17 protein-coding genes are annotated in these 18,568 nt (G+C 39.0%); 5 read left to right on the top strand and 12 right to left on the bottom strand.

Going from position 1 to position 18,568, the window contains the following annotated elements; genetic code table 11:
• Positions 1 to 14 precede the first annotated feature (14 nt).
• From ACWPWK_RS09755 to ACWPWK_RS09710, 10 genes are all read right to left on the bottom strand, one after another.
• Entirely contained in the window at positions 15 to 704 is a 690-nt protein-coding gene (locus ACWPWK_RS09755) for a phosphoglycolate phosphatase (RefSeq protein WP_109374157.1), read from the bottom strand.
• Entirely contained in the window at positions 704 to 1,375 is a 672-nt protein-coding gene (gene rpe, locus ACWPWK_RS09750; protein ID WP_109374158.1) for a ribulose-phosphate 3-epimerase, read from the bottom strand. The genes ACWPWK_RS09755 and rpe overlap by 1 nt, the downstream gene beginning before the upstream one ends.
• Positions 1,376 to 1,419: 44 nt before the next feature.
• Positions 1,420 to 2,235, bottom strand: a complete 816-nt coding sequence (dam, locus tag ACWPWK_RS09745; RefSeq protein WP_160230824.1) for an adenine-specific DNA-methyltransferase — start codon at positions 2,233 to 2,235, stop codon at positions 1,420 to 1,422.
• A gap of 82 nt (positions 2,236 to 2,317) precedes the next feature.
• The gene (locus ACWPWK_RS09740) at positions 2,318 to 3,259 is read right to left on the bottom strand and encodes an SPOR domain-containing protein (RefSeq protein ID WP_109374160.1); all 942 of its coding nucleotides are present in this window, start codon (positions 3,257 to 3,259) and stop codon (positions 2,318 to 2,320) included.
• Between the two features lie 170 nt (positions 3,260 to 3,429).
• Entirely contained in the window at positions 3,430 to 4,524 is a 1,095-nt protein-coding gene (gene aroB, locus ACWPWK_RS09735; RefSeq protein ID WP_109374161.1) for a 3-dehydroquinate synthase, read from the bottom strand.
• 54 nt (positions 4,525 to 4,578) lie between these two features.
• The gene (aroK, locus tag ACWPWK_RS09730) at positions 4,579 to 5,100 is read right to left on the bottom strand and encodes a shikimate kinase AroK (protein WP_129586866.1); all 522 of its coding nucleotides are present in this window, start codon (positions 5,098 to 5,100) and stop codon (positions 4,579 to 4,581) included.
• A gap of 579 nt (positions 5,101 to 5,679) precedes the next feature.
• Positions 5,680 to 6,783, bottom strand: coding sequence for a type IV pilus secretin PilQ (gene pilQ / locus ACWPWK_RS09725; protein ID WP_109374162.1), 1,104 nt, complete (start codon positions 6,781 to 6,783; stop codon positions 5,680 to 5,682).
• Complete coding sequence (locus ACWPWK_RS09720) at positions 6,780 to 7,310, bottom strand: hypothetical protein (RefSeq protein ID WP_109374163.1); 531 nt, start codon at positions 7,308 to 7,310, stop codon at positions 6,780 to 6,782. Before ACWPWK_RS09720 ends, pilQ begins: the two co-directional genes overlap by 4 nt.
• Positions 7,307 to 7,876: a fimbrial assembly protein gene (locus ACWPWK_RS09715; protein ID WP_109374164.1), complete on the bottom strand. Its 570-nt coding sequence runs from the start codon at positions 7,874 to 7,876 to the stop codon at positions 7,307 to 7,309. The genes ACWPWK_RS09720 and ACWPWK_RS09715 overlap by 4 nt, the downstream gene beginning before the upstream one ends.
• Positions 7,864 to 8,688: a hypothetical protein gene (locus ACWPWK_RS09710; RefSeq protein ID WP_109374165.1), complete on the bottom strand. Its 825-nt coding sequence runs from the start codon at positions 8,686 to 8,688 to the stop codon at positions 7,864 to 7,866. The genes ACWPWK_RS09715 and ACWPWK_RS09710 overlap by 13 nt, the downstream gene beginning before the upstream one ends.
• A gap of 115 nt (positions 8,689 to 8,803) precedes the next feature.
• Here ACWPWK_RS09710 and mrcA point away from each other — a divergent pair, with 115 nt between their 5' ends.
• Positions 8,804 to 11,338: a peptidoglycan glycosyltransferase/peptidoglycan DD-transpeptidase MrcA gene (gene mrcA, locus ACWPWK_RS09705; RefSeq protein ID WP_109374166.1), complete on the top strand. Its 2,535-nt coding sequence runs from the start codon at positions 8,804 to 8,806 to the stop codon at positions 11,336 to 11,338.
• 50 nt (positions 11,339 to 11,388) lie between these two features.
• Here the strand turns inward: mrcA and nudE are convergent, their stop codons facing one another.
• On the bottom strand, positions 11,389 to 11,937 hold the full coding sequence (nudE, locus tag ACWPWK_RS09700) for an ADP compounds hydrolase NudE (protein ID WP_109374167.1): 549 nt from the start codon (positions 11,935 to 11,937) through the stop codon (positions 11,389 to 11,391).
• 353 nt (positions 11,938 to 12,290) lie between these two features.
• Between nudE and umoB the strand changes: the two genes are divergently transcribed.
• From umoB to pckA, 4 genes are all read left to right on the top strand, one after another.
• On the top strand, positions 12,291 to 14,399 hold the full coding sequence (umoB, locus tag ACWPWK_RS09695) for a flagellar biogenesis regulator UmoB (protein WP_109374168.1): 2,109 nt from the start codon (positions 12,291 to 12,293) through the stop codon (positions 14,397 to 14,399).
• Positions 14,400 to 14,470: 71 nt separating this feature from the next.
• Entirely contained in the window at positions 14,471 to 14,884 is a 414-nt protein-coding gene (gene hslR, locus ACWPWK_RS09690; protein ID WP_100158535.1) for a ribosome-associated heat shock protein Hsp15, read from the top strand.
• A 26-nt stretch (positions 14,885 to 14,910) separates the two neighbouring features.
• On the top strand, positions 14,911 to 15,795 hold the full coding sequence (hslO, locus tag ACWPWK_RS09685; protein WP_109374169.1) for an Hsp33 family molecular chaperone HslO: 885 nt from the start codon (positions 14,911 to 14,913) through the stop codon (positions 15,793 to 15,795).
• 204 nt (positions 15,796 to 15,999) lie between these two features.
• Complete coding sequence (pckA, locus tag ACWPWK_RS09680; protein WP_100158537.1) at positions 16,000 to 17,619, top strand: phosphoenolpyruvate carboxykinase (ATP); 1,620 nt, start codon at positions 16,000 to 16,002, stop codon at positions 17,617 to 17,619.
• A gap of 172 nt (positions 17,620 to 17,791) precedes the next feature.
• Here pckA and ACWPWK_RS09675 read toward each other — a convergent pair whose 3' ends face one another.
• Entirely contained in the window at positions 17,792 to 18,493 is a 702-nt protein-coding gene (locus ACWPWK_RS09675; protein ID WP_109374170.1) for a pirin family protein, read from the bottom strand.
• Positions 18,494 to 18,568: the final 75 nt, after the last annotated feature.

Genomic DNA, 18,568 nt, shown 5'->3' with positions numbered 1-18,568 from the left:
CTGTTCCACAGTTGTCATTGCGTGATGTCGAGGATTGATAGCAAGTCAGCAAAATTATCGAGTGTATAATCAGGTTTGCTGTCTGCAATAGAGACGCCATAGTTATAGCCATAGGTTAAACCTACGCAAGGGCACTCAGCCGCTTGTGCTGCAATAATGTCGTTGCGAGAATCCCCAACAAAAAGGAGTTCTTCCTTTTTAACACCAAATGTACCCATTGTTAAATATAATGGTGCTGGATGTGGTTTTTTTTCTTTGACATCATCTCCCCCTAGTACTAAGGAAAAATATTTATCAATTTTCAGTTGCTGTAATAGTGGCGCAATAAAGGGTGAAGGCTTATTGGTGACGATACCTAATGGAATGTTATGTGAAGCTAATACTTCAAGCGTTTCTTTGACGTGTGGGAATAAATCACTGCCTGTTTTGACCGATGTTGCATAATGTTCATCAAAAAGGTCACGCATCTCTTTTAATAAGGTTTCTGTGACATCTTCTACGCCAGCGTTATGCAAAGCGCGTGTAAGTAGCATATCAACGCCATTACCCACCCAAATTGTGACATTATGTTTACCAGCAGGTGCAAAACCTTTTGATGTTAATGCGTAATCTGTTGCTTCTGTTAGTCCAACAGCGCTGTCAGTGAGTGTGCCATCAAGATCAAAGGCGATAGCACGAATGCCTTTGAGTTTTTTGTCTGTCATTACGATACCTTTTCTAATTCGCGACGCATATTGTCAATAACATGCTTATAATCTGGTTGATTGAAAATAGCTGAGCCAGCAACGAACATATCTGCACCTGCTTGGGCAATTTCAGCGATATTATCGACTTTAACACCACCATCAATTTCTAAACGAATGTCATAACCACCATCATCGATCATTTTACGAACTTGGCGTAATTTATCGAGGGTGTTAGGAATAAATGATTGACCACCAAAGCCTGGGTTAACAGACATCAGCAGAATAAGATCTAATTTATCCATTACATAATCGAGATAATTTAATGGGGTTGCTGGGTTAAGCACTAAGCCTGCTTTACAACCACAATCTTTTATTAGTTGAATTGTACGGTCAACGTGGTCACTGGCTTCAGCGTGAAATGAGATATACGTTGCGCCAGCTTCTGCAAAATCAGGGATGATGCGATCAACGGGTTTAACCATTAGGTGAACATCAATGGGCGCTGTAATACCGTAGTTGCGCAGAGCCTTACAAATTGGTGCACCAAACGTTAGGTTCGGTACATAGTGGTTATCCATAACATCAAAGTGGACAACATCTGCGCCAGCTGCGAGCACTTTTTCAGTGTCTTCGCCAAGGCGAGCAAAATCAGCGGATAAAATAGAAGGGGCAATCAGAAAATCTTTCATCGCATTCTCCAGACAACACTCCCATTGTCGGGAGGTGTTAACGATTATTTATATAAGGCAAGTAATTCGTTCACTTTGCTACGACCAAGTGTGTTGCTACTGATTGTTCTTCTGACTTTCACACTGTGTAGCTCTTTTGCGTCTACATACCACTCTTTTGTTAACGCAGTCTCATGATTTGATATTAACACGGGTATCTGTCTCTCGTAAGCCAGCATTGAGGCCAGTTGAGCCAGATGTTCCTGCTCTTGAAAACTAAAGCTATTTGTATGGTATGACGTAAAATTTGCAGTCGGTGATAATGGTGCATAAGGAGGATCGCAATAAACAACGGCGCCTTTTTTTGCATTTGTCATCGTTGATGAATAGCTTTGGCAAACAAATTCGGCTTTTTGTGCTTTTTCAGAAAACCAAATTAGCTCTGCTTCAGGAAAATAAGGTTTTTTATAACGACCAAAAGGGACATTGTATTCACCTTTTGAATTATAACGACACAGCCCATTGTAGCAATGACGGTTAAGATAGAGAAATAATACACTACGCTGATAAGCGTCCGTTGAACGATTAAATTCTTGTCGTAGTTGATAGAACTCTTCTGCGATATTCATTTGAGGGGTAAATAATAAGCGAGCATCCTTCATAAATTTTTCAGGATGTTGCTTTACCGTATTATAGAGATGAATTAGATCACTATTTATATCGGCAAGAATATATGAATCGTATTCTGTATTTAAAAAAACAGAACCGGCACCCATAAAAGGTTCAATTAAACAATTACCCTCAGGCAGATGACGTTTAATGTCATCTACCAAAGGATATTTACCACCAGCCCATTTTAGGAATGCGCGTTTTTTTTTCATGCCGTCCAAATTTCTCAATCGTTTCAGAGTCGCCGATTGTACTCTGTTTCAGACAGCATATCAGCGGTGAACTTCGTCTTAATTATTTTTTTAGATCCTGATGAACATGTTTCATCGGTCTAACCCAAGGTTGTTTTGCTTGTACTGGCGCAGGTAATGAAGAAACAGCCTGCTTGGCTTCACTTATATTACGATAATTTCCATAGATGAGTACATACCATGGATTACCATTACGCTGCGTTTTGTAAATAGTGTAGTTTCCATTGAGGTTCTTTTTAGCGAAAGCCTCTAAGGTATCTTGGCGACTTGCACCACTTAATTGCAAAGTATAGTTAGTGGCAGGGATAGTGCTTAAATTACTTGCTGATAATGAGCCTGAAACAACAGGTTTAGTCGTTGCAGGTTTAGGCTGCGTTGTTGCTGGTGGTGTTACAGGTTTTGTCGGTGGTGTTTTTACTTCAGCCGGTTTTTGTACGGGTTGCACTGGCTTAGTTGCAGGTGGTTGTGTGACAGGCTGCACGGGTTGTGGCTGTTGCGCATTTAATTGCTGCTGATTAGTGGCTTGATTAATACCTGCTTGTTGTTGATTTAAAGAATCAACGATATCTCCAGGGATCTCAACACGTTGACCTTGCGAATCAATCATTGGAGGTAAATTTTGTGAAGGTGGTGTTGCAGGCTGTATCTCTTGCCCAGAAATAGATTGAGGTGTTGATGGCTGACCATTTTCTGAAGGCGTAACGGATGACGGTTGTTGAGATAGGTCGATATTTCTTTCCGTATTGGTCGAAGGCGCAGGTTCAGTTGTTTCTGGTGATTTTAATGCTGAACTTATTGCGATAATTAGCAGAATAAGGACTAAAACACCTGCACCAATCATCATCTGTTGACGGGATACAGAGAATCGTGCGTTTTTTAATGGATTGTTACGAGGTCGGTTGGTTCGACGTTCAGGTCTATCCGAAGTATCAGGTTTGAGTGAATTATCACCCTTGGTTTCATTATCAGGTTTGAACTCGTCCATTATGCCCTCCGTCAGAGCGTCAAAAAGCGAAAAATATTCTATTCAGCCTTAGCCATTACCTCATAGTATAAGGATGAAACGCTTTTTCTGAAACGTTGCATTTGACAATATTAACCAGAATTTTCCTTAAATGAATATTCTAGTTTATTGCTTGTCAGGTAATGGGGAGCTTAATTTGCATTAATGCAAGATGTTATCGCTTTGTGGACTTGTTCGCGAGTAATATCGGCACGTAATTCGGATTGACCGATACCTTTTGGTAAAACAAGGTGTAATTTGCCACCAGATACTTTTTTATCTCTCATCATATGAGGTAAATAGTCATCAGGTGTCATTTCAATAGGACCATTGACGGGGAGATTGGCTCTCTCAAGCAATTGAATAACACGTTGAGTCTCTTCTTCAGTGAATTGACCAAGTGCTTGAGATGTTCTTGCCGCCATTACCATACCTGCGGCAACGGCTTCACCATGCAACCAAACACCATATCCCATATGGGCTTCAATGGCATGTCCATAGGTATGGCCAAGGTTGAGTAGTGCGCGTAAGCCACTTGTTTCTTTTTCATCAGCAGCAACGACGTCAGCTTTTAGCTCACAGCAACGACGGATACAAAATGCCATGGCTTTAGGATCAAGAGCCAAGAGTTTATCAATATTATTTTCAAGCCAGATAAAAAAGTCTTTATCTAAAATGATGCCATATTTAATAACTTCAGCTAAACCTGATGAAAGTTCACGAGGCGGTAATGTGGCAAGACAATCGAGATCGATAACAACAGAAGCGGGCTGATAAAACGCACCAATCATATTTTTGCCAAGAGGATGATTAACTGCGGTTTTTCCACCAACAGAAGAATCGACTTGTGACAATAGTGTTGTTGGTACTTGGATAAAGCGAACGCCACGTTGATAGCTTGCTGCGGCAAAACCAGTTAGATCACCAATAACACCACCGCCTAATGCGATAAGTGTTGTATCTCGATTGTGATTTTTTTCTAATAATGCAGTAAAGACATCATTCATGATTTCAAGCGATTTATATTGTTCGCCATCAGGCAAAATTACGCTATCAACCAAAACACCCTGTTTTTTTAAGGTGTCCGTTACCTTTTCTAAATAGAGTGGAGCAAGTGTCACGTTTGTGACTATCATAACTTGCTGCCCTGATTTTAAAGGTAAAAAGGTATCTTCTTGATGAAAAAGGCCAGAAGCAATGGTAATGGGATAGCTTCTTTCACCTAATGTGACAGTGATTTTTTCCATAACAGTGGCCTTCTTCTTATTGTCTTTACTTAACCTTATAAATAGCTGAATTTATTAGTTTTGTTCTAATAATTCAATTATTTGATTGGCTACAATTTTTGCACTCTGATCATCAGTATGAATAGTGATGTCAGCAATTTCTTCATAAAGAGGATTACGTTCTTCAGCTAATGTCTCTAAGACATCGCGCACAGGTTCAACACCTTGCAATAAAGGACGTTTTTTATCACGTTGGGTACGCGCGAGCTGCTTTTCGATGTTGGTTTCTAAATAAACAACCACACCGCGTGCAGATAATCTGTTACGGGTTTCTCGCGATATCACCGAACCACCACCTGTTGCTAACACAATGCCTTGCTTTTCAGTGAGTTCGTTGATTATTTTTTCTTCTCGTTGACGGAAGCCTTCTTCGCCTTCAACATCAAATACCCAACCTACATCTGCACCTGTACGCCGCTCAATTTCCTGATCGGAATCATAAAACTCCATACTAAGTTGTTGAGCTAACTGACGACCAATAGTGCTTTTGCCGGCACCCATAGGCCCAACCAGAAAGATATTACGTTTCTCTGCCATGTTTTTGGTATTACTAAGATATTCGTTAATGATAACCCGCCCCGCCAAATTCATTCAGCGACGGGACCTAAACTGAAATTTATGAGTGTTTATCTAATTCACACCTGATAACATTTGTTATCTACTCTCATAATAAGACTGAGTTCTTTCAGTAGATCGCTATAAAATAACCACATGCTGTCATAAGCGACAACATAGGATAAAAATCCCTTTGCCCACAGTACATAACAAAAACTACTAAAAAAGTAATTATCTTTGTTGGCAACGCGGAGATTCTAACACAATTTAGTCGGAAAACCGCATCTGATAATATTGTCTTTTTCGTCATCAATCGATCAATATTACATATAAAAAGCCCTACCTCCAAGAATAGAGGAAGTGCATAAAATGTATCCGTATTTTTATTGTGATGTTTCAGGCTCACTCAAATTAGCTAACCCTTGTAAGCTAAATCGTCCTCATCGTCAAATCTATAAATACTGATTATAAGAAAAAACAATGAATAACTCTCAGTTTTACTCTAGTGAAAAACATGTAGTGCTTTGTATTTTATAATAAAACTATTTATCACATAAAAAATTATATTAATTTGGGTGTAATAAAAATAACCAATTCATGGCGACTGTGTTGATCTCTTTTATGACTGAAAAGTACGCCTAGTAATGGAATAGAGGATAAGAAGGGGATCTTTGCTGTGTGTTCTTGTTGCTTTTGCTGAAATATACCTCCTAACATAATGGTTTCTCCATCGTGAATAGTCACTTCTGTGCTGATCTCTTGTTTATCAATAGAAAGATGTTCACTTCCGCCTTGAACAAGTGCAATACCTGGTGTGTTTTGACTAATTTTAAGTATTAACCTTATCTTTTTATTTCTTTGAATAATGGGCGTTACTTCCATACCCAAGACGGCTTCTTTAAATTGAACTCGTGTGATTTCATTATCTCGACTGACATAGGGGATCTCCGTTCCTTGTTTGATGGAGGCTGTTTTTTCATGAGCGGTTGTTAGCCGCGGACTGGCAATAATAGATAACTGTTTCTCTTGTTCTAACGCACTTAATTCAAGCTCTAATAGGCGCCCATTAATTCTGGCAATATTAAATGCAATATAGTGAAGAGGGTTTTTGGTGTTTTGATGGAGTGATAATGCAGAAAGTGAAGGAGTTGATAGCGCTGAATTAAGCGAGGAGGTTGTTGAAATAGCATTAGGTATTGTAGATGCGGCTTCGGTTTGTGTTTTTAATGCTTGTAATCCCCATTGAGTACCTAATTCATTTAGAGCATCCTGACTGCTACTCACAATATGTGCTGTGATATGAACTTGTTGTTGTGGGGTGTCCCGTAATTTTAGCCAATCCCCAATTTCAGATAGTGCTTTACTATTATCAACTATTGAAAGACTATTCGCTTCTCTATCAATAATAACTCTCCCCTGCTGACTTAGTAATGGAATAGTGTGATCACTTAGTTGTTCGCCTAGTCTCTCAGCATCAGCATAATTTAAAGGATAAAGTTGGTGATGTAATTCTTCAGGTTGTTCTGTAGTAGATGTTCGCTCTTCAATAAAGGTAGATGATATCTTTTCATCATCGCTATTCTCAGGAAAGAAGGGGTCTCGAGTGTGAGCCCAAATGGTGGTTGTCATCATATATAATATGACGATTAAAATTCCTATCTTCATGATATATCACCCTGTATTGCACTAGGATAACTTAGCTCTGTAAAGCTCATTTGTACTGAAATTAGATGGGGTTTTATTGGAACAATATTCAGAGAGATCAGCGCTAAACTTGTTTGACTGAGGTATTCCAATAGTGTTAAAAACTGTGGGTAAGACAATGTAAAAGTGAGTTTATATAAAGAGTTAGGCGTGTTTTCCCAAATCTCTGGTATAAAATGATAAGTCATTAGTAAGCGTTGTAATTGCTCACTAACCGGTGGGTTATCGAATAGAATGTCATAATCTATTTGTTGTGTGATTAGTGAATTAATAGATGGCATTGTGTCTAATGTGCTTTGGTAGTGATTAATGCGCTTTAGTCTTTGTGCTATTTCTAGGTGTTGTTGGGCTATCTCTTGCTGGTAGTCGGTGTAGATAAAGAGGTAATAAAATAGCAGGGTAATAAAAGGTATCGTTAAGCTCAGTAAAGTGAGTTTCCACTTAGGTAGAAACGCAATAAGTAACAACCATTGTGCATTTATTTTCATTGGTTTCCCTCATCTTCTTCATTCCATCGCTCTTGTTCTTCTGATTTTCCGTTTAAATGCACTTCTGTGTAAGACGGATCAGTTTTGCTTTGTTGTAAATAACTCAACGTTAAAGAGGCTAAAACAGGATGACTTTTAAGGTTGCTAATAAAGGAGAGTGATTGTGTATTGGGGAGTGTGAGATGCAGTGAGCGTTGATTATCTGCCTCACCATAGTGGTTAATCCAACCAGTTGAGGGAAGATGGGTTTCGATAGCTCGAAAGAAGCGAATGTAATGTAAATAGCGCAACCAGTTTTGATAATAGAGTGAATAGTGCTGATAGTGTAAAAGTGTCTGTTTTTTCTGTGTTTGATATATATCGATCTGTTTTAGTAATAAATCTTCTTGTTGTTGAGTTTGGCGTTGTTGATCTGTTATGAGTGATCGTTTCTGTGCCAAATGGTAGGTGTAATAGCTACAAATAACGAAAGTGATCGTGACCAATGATAGCGTTTGAGAAAGCCATAACAATGCTTTTTGTCTAAATAAGCTGTGGCACCAAGGTAGGTAATTTACTTGATACATAACACCTCTTCAGGGCGTAATGCCAAACCTAATGCAACAAATGGAATGAGATCTTTATCTGACGTTGTTTTAAATAAGTCGAGGGAAAGATAGGGCCAAATAGGCATCAACTGGCTAAAATATTCTTCATTATCACCCGTTAAGTAACACTGTTTTAATGGCCAATGGTATTTTTCTATTAACTGATAAATATAAGCTTGTTGCTCTTGTTGGTTTTCATAGGTGAGAGTGCCGTAGTGGGGCATATTTTCATCAGATGATACCCAAAGTAGCGTTTTGTTTTTACAGTACAAAAGGGGATTCTGAGGTGAGATGCCAAGGTAAGTTGCTAAATAGCGTAGTGCACACGCTGGGGTATCAATCGCAGTTATTGTTAAGTTTATTCGAGAAAATAAGTCAATATACTTATCTAAAATCGTTTTATGGCACAGGTGAATAGCGAGTTTCCCCTTATTTTGCCGATAATCAAAATTAACAGGGATTTTCGTATTTTGTGTGTAAGATGTGGCTCGTAGTTGCGCTAACCGATAACATGCTGCTGATGTAAGGGAAACTGCATTAGGCAGAGGGATAATTTGATAGTTTTCATAAATATCCGGTAGAGAAAGCGTAACATTATTAATAGAAGGTAATTTTTTACGCCAATCTATTAGGATTTTTCTTAATTTTATATCATTTAAATCGTCATTAAGAGGTAAAGGGAATTGCCAAAATGCACTGATCTTCCATTGTTTATTCTGCTGAAATACCAAAACTGCATTGATATGATGAGTGTTAATTTCAATACCAATCTGGTAATTGTGTGTTTCCATAAATGATATCCATATCTATTGATGAGTAATTGCCTATTTTCAAAGAGGCGTTACCTTTATACTACGCACTGTTTGTTTATAAACCGCCCAATTCACACTACATGGGAAATTTAAGGTGAAGTTCTTAAAATATTTTTTCATCTTCGTTTTTGCTTGCATAATTTTGGGAGCAGCCTCGATATACGGTATGTATAAGTATGTTGAGCCTCAGTTACCCGATGTCGCGACATTAAAAGATGTTCGTTTACAAACCCCTATGCAGGTATTTAGTGCAGACGGAGAGTTGATTGCGCAATACGGCGAGAAACGTCGTTTACCGCTAACATTGGAGGAGATGCCTCCTCAACTTATTAATGCTTTTATCGCAACAGAAGATACACGTTTTCGTGAACACCACGGTATTGACCCTATTGGGATCTCGCGTGCTGTTGTAGTGGCATTAACATCAGGACAAGCTTCTCAAGGCGCTAGTACCATTACGCAACAATTAGCTCGAAATTTCTTTTTAACACCTGAAAAGAAATTAATGCGCAAAATAAAAGAAGCCTTTTTGGCTATCCGCATTGAGAAAGAGCTCACTAAAGATGAAATTTTAGCGCTGTATTTAAATAAAATTTATCTGGGTAATCGTGCTTATGGTGTGGGTGCCGCTGCTTATGTTTACTTTGGTAAAAGTGTTCACGATCTGAGCCTTAATGAAATGGCTGTGATTGCTGGCTTACCTAAAGCGCCTTCTACACTTAACCCACTTTATTCTTATGATCGTGCCTTAAAACGTCGTAATATCGTTTTACAGCGTATGTATGAAGAGAACTATATCACTCGCGCACAATATGAAAGTGCAAGAGCAGAGCCTATTGTTGCAAAATACCACGCACCTCAAATTGATTTCTCAGCGCCTTATCTAACCGAAATGGTGCGTATGGAGATGTACGAGCGTTATGGTGAAAATGCCTACACTGATGGCTATAAAATTTACACCACTGTGGTTCGTAAAGATCAATTAGCGGCAGAAAAAGCCTTGCGTGATAATGTTATCGACTACGACATGCGTCATGGTTACCGTGGTGCTCAAGAAGTTTTGTGGAGTGAAGGGCAAACACCATGGGATAACGAAGCTATCAACAAGAAATTAAAAGGGATCCAAACTTATGGCCCTTTAATTCCAGCTGTTGTGTTATCCGCTGATGCGAAAGAAGCCAAAGTCATTTTAAAAACGGGCGACAACATTACGCTAGATTTAAAAGCGGTTCGTTGGGCACGTAAATTTATTTCTGACACCTCTCAAGGCGCAACACCAACAAAAGTTGATGCCGTTGTGCATGTTGGTGAGCAAATTTGGGTACGTCAAAATAACGAAAAAAGTTGGGTGCTAGCGCAACTTCCGGGTGTTAATGCAGCATTTGTTGCATTAGATCCTATCAATGGCGGGATTATTGCGCTTGTTGGTGGTTTTGATTTTGAGATCAGTAAATTTAACCGAGTTTCTCAATCTTTACGCCAAGTCGGTTCAAACATTAAACCTTTCTTATATGCTGCTGCATTAGATAAAGGATTGACGTTATCGACACTGCTTAATGATTTACCTATTAGCCGCTGGGATGCTGGTGCAGGAACAGATTGGCGCCCTAAAAACTCACCGCCAACTTATGCCGGTCCTATTCGTTTACGTCAAGGTTTAGGCCAGTCTAAAAACGTGGTGATGGTACGTGCAATGCGCGCGATGGGCGTGGATTATGCTGCTGATTATCTATTACGTTTTGGTTTCCCTAATCAAAATATCGATAGAACAGAATCTTTAGCATTAGGATCACCATCATTTACACCAATGCAAATGGTACGAGGGTTTGCTGTTATGGCAAACGGCGGATATCTCATTGAGCCTTACTATATCCAACGTATTGAAAATGCTGATGGTGAAGAGCTGTTTACTGCAAAACCAAAGATAGCTTGCCCGGATTGTACTGATATCCCTGTTATTTACGGCGATACCATGCGTTCTATTGCGTTATCTGATGACTATATGGAAAACGTTGCTCAATCTAATAAATCTCAGCCAGCAGCTGCTACGCCTGAAATTGAATTAGAACAAGCACCGTTAGCTGAAACTGTAAAAGAAAGCCCTTATGCACCACACGTTATCAGCACACCATTGGCTTACTTAATGCATGATGCATTAAGGACAAACCTTGTGGGTGAACCGGGATGGTCTGGCACAGGTTGGCGTGCTGTTCGTGATCTTAAACGCCAAGATATTGGTGGTAAGACCGGAACAACAAACAGTTCTAAAGATGCATGGTTCTCTGGGTATGGTGCCAATATTGTTGCCACAGCTTGGATTGGCTTTGATGACAGTAGCCGCAATTTAGGTCGAACTGCCGCGAGTGGTGGTGAAGCGGGTGCTAAAACAGCGCAACCTATTTGGAATGACTTTATGAAAGTGGCTCTGGATGGTGTCCCTGTTAATATGATGCCTGTACCAAAAGGTGTTGTGGCGGTTCAAATTGATAGAAGAACAGGAAAATTGGCAGGTGATGGTCCTTCAATGAAAGAATATTTTATTGATGGGACTCAACCGACAGAAAGAGCAAAAAATGAAGTAGGAACACAGATTTTTGAGGATAATGGCGAATCTAACGAGTTATTCTAATTAATCGAAAATAAAAACCGGATGTTAAAGTCCGGTTTTTTATTATCTATTTATTTTTGTAATAGATAGCGGTGAGCTAAGAAGAGAGCACTGACACTACGAGCTTCTGTAAAATCTGGGTGGTCGAGTAAATCCATCATTTTGGCGATAGGCCAACGTATTTGGATTAGTGGCTCAGGCTCATCACCTTCGAGTTGCTCTGGATAAAGGTCATGCGCAATGACAATGTTCATTTTGCTAGAAAAGTAAGATGGCGCCATAGAAAGCTTTGCGAGTTCTATTAATGAGTGGGCACCATAACCAATTTCTTCTTTTAGTTCGCGGTTTGCGGCTTGTAGGGCATTTTCACCAGGATCAATGGCGCCTTTGGGAAAACCAAAGTCGTAATTTTCGATACCTACGGCGTATTCACGAATAAGAATAAGATTGTCATCAATAATAGGAACAATCATAACAGCTTCACGATTAGCGGGTTTCATTCGCTCATAAGTGCGCTTTTCTCCGTTGCTAAACTCCAGATTAACGGATTGGATCTGAAATAATCGAGAACGGGCGATGTTATCAATGTTTAATATATTGGGTTTTTTTAGTTCTTTCATAACAGTCCCTGGCAGAATAGAGATTAACCTGAATTTAACACATTAATGACAAAATAAATCTAACAATTAGATTTAGCTTTTAAAGGAAAATTGAGTACACTCCGCTATCAAATCTAGTTATTTATTGATTTTTTGAGAATATTATTATTTATTGATTCGCTATTTTACCCGAAGATAGCATTGTTAGCGGATATAAACTTGATTATAGATATAAATTATAACGCGACTGCAAAAATATAATCTATTGTATTTAAATAAAAAATAGAACAAAAGAATAGGAATTGCCTTATGTTAGGCAGGGTTTTAAATTTGTTATTGTTACTACGCAGCATCAGTATAAGCATGGGGAAAAAATGAGATTATCAGTCATTATATTGGCTATCTTGATGATAAGCCTATTTATAATGGCCGCCTTTCTATTCTTTAAAAGAAGGCGGCTTGATGGCTCACATCATCTCCCATCTCTCGCTAAACCTACTTATCGCAAGCTCACTTCTGATGACTATGGGCTTATTAGTGATTATTTATCTTATTTTGGTACATCAAACTTCTCTTCTGGCTATTCATTACAAAACTTCCCCGAAATGCCAATTAAAGGCGAAGTCGTTACTACATTAAGAAATATCGTTAATCGCTTTGCAGGTTCTAGTGAAGGATTAAATCATTGGCGTTACTATATTGATGCTGTAGAAATTCATATTCCCCCGTTGCTCGTTCCTTATCTTCAGCAAGAAAACGTTCTCGATGTTGTCTGTACCCCTTCGATCCCCATCGTTGTTGGTGTGAATGGACATTTCTTAAAAGATGAAAAAATTCATTTTTCTGCGCTAAGTTTAAAACAACTGTCTGAGCCGATATTGGCAAATGGTTCATCAACTATCCAAAAGAACGAAGGTGATGCGGCTCACTTATTACAAATCCGAGAAGAAACCAACGAAGAATACCGATTACATAACTCATCTGGTTTTTGGGATGGCTCTTTTATTTGTATAGGGCTTACGTTGTGTCTAACAGCCTTAATGATGCCTCAAGTTTTTCTTCCTTGGATCCTAGCGACTGGTGGTGCTTTTCTTGCTGTTGGTATTTTTCTGATCCACAACCCTTTAATCAAACCACGTAAACAAGAAATCCACTGTTTTAAAGGGCGCTTAAAGCGCTGGGGGCTTTTTGGTAATTTTGATCATGGGCAGGTAAAAAATGTTTCTTTAGGGGGGATTGATCTTGTTTACCCGCCTCATTGGGAGCCTTATATCCAAAACGATATTGATAAGGTGACCTATTTAGAAATGTATCCAAACCATCATGTTGTAAAGCAAGGAAATTACCTTTCATTGCATGATGAAGAGAAAAATTATCCTTATAAACGATATATTAAAAATATTATTTTCGTTTTTTGGAGTTTGTTTATTATTGGAATGTTGTATCTTTATCAGCCACTTTCTCTTTCTATGAAACTCAGCTTTTCATGGCTTAAAGATACTGAACCTCATTTAGTCACCAACTTTACCGAGTTGGAAACAACCGATTTGCATGTCGGAGATATTATTCAAGCTAAAGGGGTTGGGATGTGCTACATGCCACCTAATTTATCAAGTAAGAATAATAAAACGATTTTTGCACCTTTTGATTGCTCAGGGATTTATTGGAATAACAGTAATCCAATGCCAATGCCTGAATCGAGCACGATAGAAAAAGCGGCTGCTTTATTGCATATGGTTGAAGAGCAATTACACCCTGTTTCTAATAACCGAGTTAACCCAAGTTTAGGCCAAGCGATTACTAAATCTGGGATGAACTTGTTAGATAATTTTGATGGCATTGTGTTGAAAACACAGGATTTATGTCCACGAGAAAATGAATGTATTCGGCTAAAAATGGCGCTAGTTAACTTAAGTAACGTCAATGATTGGACTGCATTAGTTCAACGAGCTGAAAGTGGAAAATTAACCGGAACTAATGTTTTATTGCGTGCAGTGAGTGCTGAGGCCTTGGAAAAGCTTATCGACACCACCACATCTTCTTTTATCTACCGAGAAATAGATAAAGCCGCAATACTGTTAAACAGTCCTCCACCGGGTGGTGTGCTGTTAATCAGTGATGAGAGAAAACAACTTGTTGATTACGCTTCAAGTTCAAATTCGGTGTTTGAACCGACTCCGTTAGAACAGTGGCGAGAACTACAACGTTTATCTGATATTTTATTACACACGCCTTTTGATACCGGAGGTGTCATAACAGGCATGGTTATCGATGCAAATGGTACGTTACAGATATTTTTACATAGCCTGCCAGACTCGATGACAATGTTATATTACATCGGTAATACGTTATTATTGTTTCTTGCTATCGGGTTCTTAATATTGAACCTATTTCTTATCATCCGGCGCCGGCGACAAAATAACCAACGCATGAATAAAATCAGTCTCTATTATGAGCACTGTTTTTATCGCCCTCCTCAGTAAGTCCCTTGTTGTGGAAGGCTATGTGTTTACACTATCGCCTTCGTAAAGAAGTTGAAGTTAAGGAGAAAGGGATGAGTCAACCATCACAAGAAAGTGGTGTCCGCTTAGATAAATGGCTTTGGGCTGCTCGTTTTTATAAAACGCGTGCCATTGCTCGCACAATGATTGAAGGTGGTAAAGTCCATTACAACGGTGTGAGAGGCAAGCCAAGTAAAATCGTTGAAGAAGGCGCAGAAATACGCCTGCGACAAGGTAATGATGAACGGACGGTAACCATTCTCATGGTGAGTGCACAGCGACAAGGTGCTACACAAGCGCAGACACTCTATTGTGAAACACCAGAGAGTATTGCTAAAAGAGAAAAGATTGCTCTAGCAAGAAAAATGAATGCGTTAACTATGCCTCATCCTGAGCGTCGCCCTGATAAAAAGGAAAGACGCACCTTACTTCGCTTCAAACAGACAAATTTACAAGAATCGGATTAACCGATTCCCTGAAATGAGAGAAAGTTATGTCTAAAAAAGACGCTTTATCACGTTTTTTATTTGAAAAAAACGCGGTACGTGGTGAATTGGTCAATGTGACTGAAACCTATCAATCAATGCTTGAAAATCACCATTATCCTGAGCCAGTTCAATGCCTTTTGGGTGATTTGTTGGTGGCAACGAGTTTGTTAACAGCAACGCTTAAATTTGAAGGAGATATTACAGTTCAAATACAAGGCGATGGTCCAGTACGATTGGCGGTTATTAATGGCAACAATAATCAACAAATGCGTGGTGTTGCGCGTGTAGGTGATGATGTTAAGGCTGGAAGTACATTAAAAGAGATGATCGGTAATGGTTTTATGGTCATCACGGTAACGCCTGAAAAAGGTGAACGTTATCAAGGTATTGTTGCTCTTGATGGTGAAACTATTGAAGCATGTATTGATAACTACTTTAAGCAATCAGAACAGTTACCTACACGCGTATTTATTCGTAGTGGTATGCAAGCGGGCAAACCAGCCGCAGCGGGTATGCTATTACAAATATTGCCTGCATCAGAAGAGTTCACAGCAGAACATACTGCTGAACATTTTGAATTGCTCACACAGTTAACGCACACAATTAAAGCTGAAGAGCTATTTACGCTAGATACTAAAGAGATCTTACATCGCTTATATCACGAGGAAAATGTCACTCTTTATGATCCTCAACCTGTTGAATTTCATTGCACTTGTTCACGTGAACGCTGTGAAAATACATTAGTAACATTGTCGAAAGAAGATGTAACTCACCTGTTGCAAGAACAGGGAAATATTGATATGGAATGTGAATATTGTGGAACTCATTATATCTTCAATGAGGAAGATATTAATAATATCAATAAGTTGAACGACTCTGAATTGCACTGATTCGATTTAGCAAGTCAGTTTTATCAAAAGGACGCCATTTTGCGTCCTTTTTTATTCAACAATTTTTCTGTAGTTTTGTGCATTAGCTCTCGTTCTTAACATAAAAAAATTATAAATTTTCAAAATATTGATAACAATCGCTGTTAATTACTCGTAACACCTTAATATTATTCGTAGAAAGGTCTATTTATCAGGAGCGAAACTATGAGCGTTAAAGGTCTTACCCCTAAGGATCTCCAGCAGTACGGTATTAAGGACACGAGTGAAATCATTTATAACCCAAGTTATGAGCTGTTATTTAATGAAGAAACCAAGCCTGGATTAACAGGTTACGAGCGAGGCACACAAACCTCGTTAGGCGCTATTGCCGTTGATACAGGTATATTTACTGGACGTTCTCCGAAAGATAAATACATTGTTCGTGATGATGTTACTCGTGACACCGTGTGGTGGGCTGATCAGGGTAAAGGTAAGAACGATAATAAGCCACTTTCACAAGAAGTGTGGACTGACTTAAAATCATTAGTAACCAATCAGCTATCAGGCAAACGTTTGTTTGTTGTCGATGCATTTTGTGGTGCGAATGCGGATACACGTTTGAAAGTTCGTTTTATCACAGAAGTTGCTTGGCAAGCGCATTTTGTTAAAAATATGTTTATTCGTCCTGAACAAGAAGAGCTGGAGAATTTCACTCCAGACTTCATTGTGATGAACGGAGCGAAATGTACAAATCCAAATTGGAAGGCGCAAGGTCTGAATTCAGAAAACTTCGTTGCTTTCAATTTAACTGAACGCATTCAGTTAATTGGTGGTACTTGGTACGGTGGCGAGATGAAGAAAGGTATGTTCTCTATGATGAACTACTTCCTTCCTCTTAAAGGCATGGCTTCTATGCACTGCTCCGCAAACGTTGGCGAAAGTGGTGATGTTGCTATTTTCTTTGGTCTATCAGGTACAGGTAAAACAACTCTTTCAACCGATCCTAAGCGTAAGCTAATTGGTGATGATGAACATGGTTGGGATGATGACGGTGTGTTTAACTTTGAAGGCGGTTGTTATGCGAAAACAATCCACTTATCAAAAGAAGCCGAACCTGATATCTATGGTGCAATTAAACGTGATGCACTGTTAGAAAACGTGGTTGTGTTATCTGATGGCTCTGTTGATTTCGACGATGGTTCGAAAACAGAAAATACCCGTGTTTCTTACCCTATTTATCATATTGATAATATCGTTAAACCCGTTTCCAAAGCAGGTCACGCTAAGAAAGTTATTTTCTTAACAGCGGATGCTTTTGGTGTGTTACCTCCTGTTTCACGTTTAACACCAGAACAGACGCAATACCACTTTTTATCAGGTTTCACCGCTAAACTTGCGGGAACTGAACGTGGTGTGACTGAGCCAACGCCAACATTCTCGGCTTGTTTTGGTGCGGCATTCTTATCTCTGCACCCAACACAATACGCTGAAGTATTGGTAAAACGTATGCAAGCATCAGGTGCAAAAGCCTACTTGGTTAATACAGGTTGGAACGGGACAGGTAAGCGTATCTCTATTAAAGATACACGCGCTATTATTGATGCCATCTTAAATGGTGATATTGATAAAGCACCAATGAAAACACTGCCAGTATTTGATTTAGAGATCCCAACCGCACTGCCAGGCGTTAACAGTGAAATATTAGATCCTCGAGATACTTATGCTGATAAAACGCAATGGGATACCAAAGCAGACGATCTTGCCGATCGCTTTGTGAAAAACTTTGATAAATATACGGACACCCCAGCGGGTCAAGCGTTGACTAAAGTTGGGCCAAAACGTTAATTTTTATTAGCATGAATAAAAACACCAAACTCATAGGATGTTTGGTGTTTTTTATTTGAGATCTTTGAGATAAAAAAAATCCCTGAAATGCGAGAAGATTTCAGGGAATAGAAAGAAAATAAAGTGAAATTGTTTATTAGAGAAAAAGTGACTTTAGAGGGTGATAACCCAACTATGCTGTTACTGGAGGTAAATCAAACAGTAAAATTTCACTGTCCTCATCACCAACGAAACGGATCATATCTTCATTTGCGATAGCCACACCATCACTGGTGGTCGCAATTATGTCATTAATCGTTATTTTGCCTTTCACAACTTGTAGCCAAACATTGCGTCCTGTTTCTGCCTGATATTGTGCTTCTTCACCTTTTTTCAGGTTCCAGCGCCATAACGTCATATCTTGAAAGACTTTTAAAGAGCCATCACGGGCATCTGGCGATAAAATAAGCTGTTTGCTCACTGTTGTATCAAAACGACGTTGATCGTAACGTGGTGTGATACCGACAGTGTTTGGCATAATCCAAATTTGGTAAAAATGCAGTCCTTTATCACTATTTGGATTATATTCTGAGTGAGTAATACCTGTACCTGCACTCATTATTTGAAACTCACCAGCGGGAACATTTTCTTTATTCCCCATGCTGTCTTTATGCTCGATATTACCTTCAAGCACATAGGTTAAAATTTCCATGTCTTTATGTGGGTGAGTACCAAAACCTTCACCGGGTATTACGCGATCTTCATTAATCACTCGTAGTGCAGAAAATCCCATAAAATCACGATCGTAGTAATTTGCGAAAGAGAAGGTATGCCAGCTATCTAGCCAACCATGATTAGCGTGTCCTCTTTCATTTGCTTTGCGTAGATAAATCATAATGTGTTTCCTTCTCTGAAGTTGTTGAACACAGTTTACTCAATAGCGCAAAGTAAAAAAGCGGAGGAATTTAAC

This window comes from Proteus sp. Marseille-Q3619 (assembly GCF_965283115.1).
Note: the sequence above shows the minus strand (reverse complement) of the source record. Positions and strands in the feature narration are given on the sequence as shown.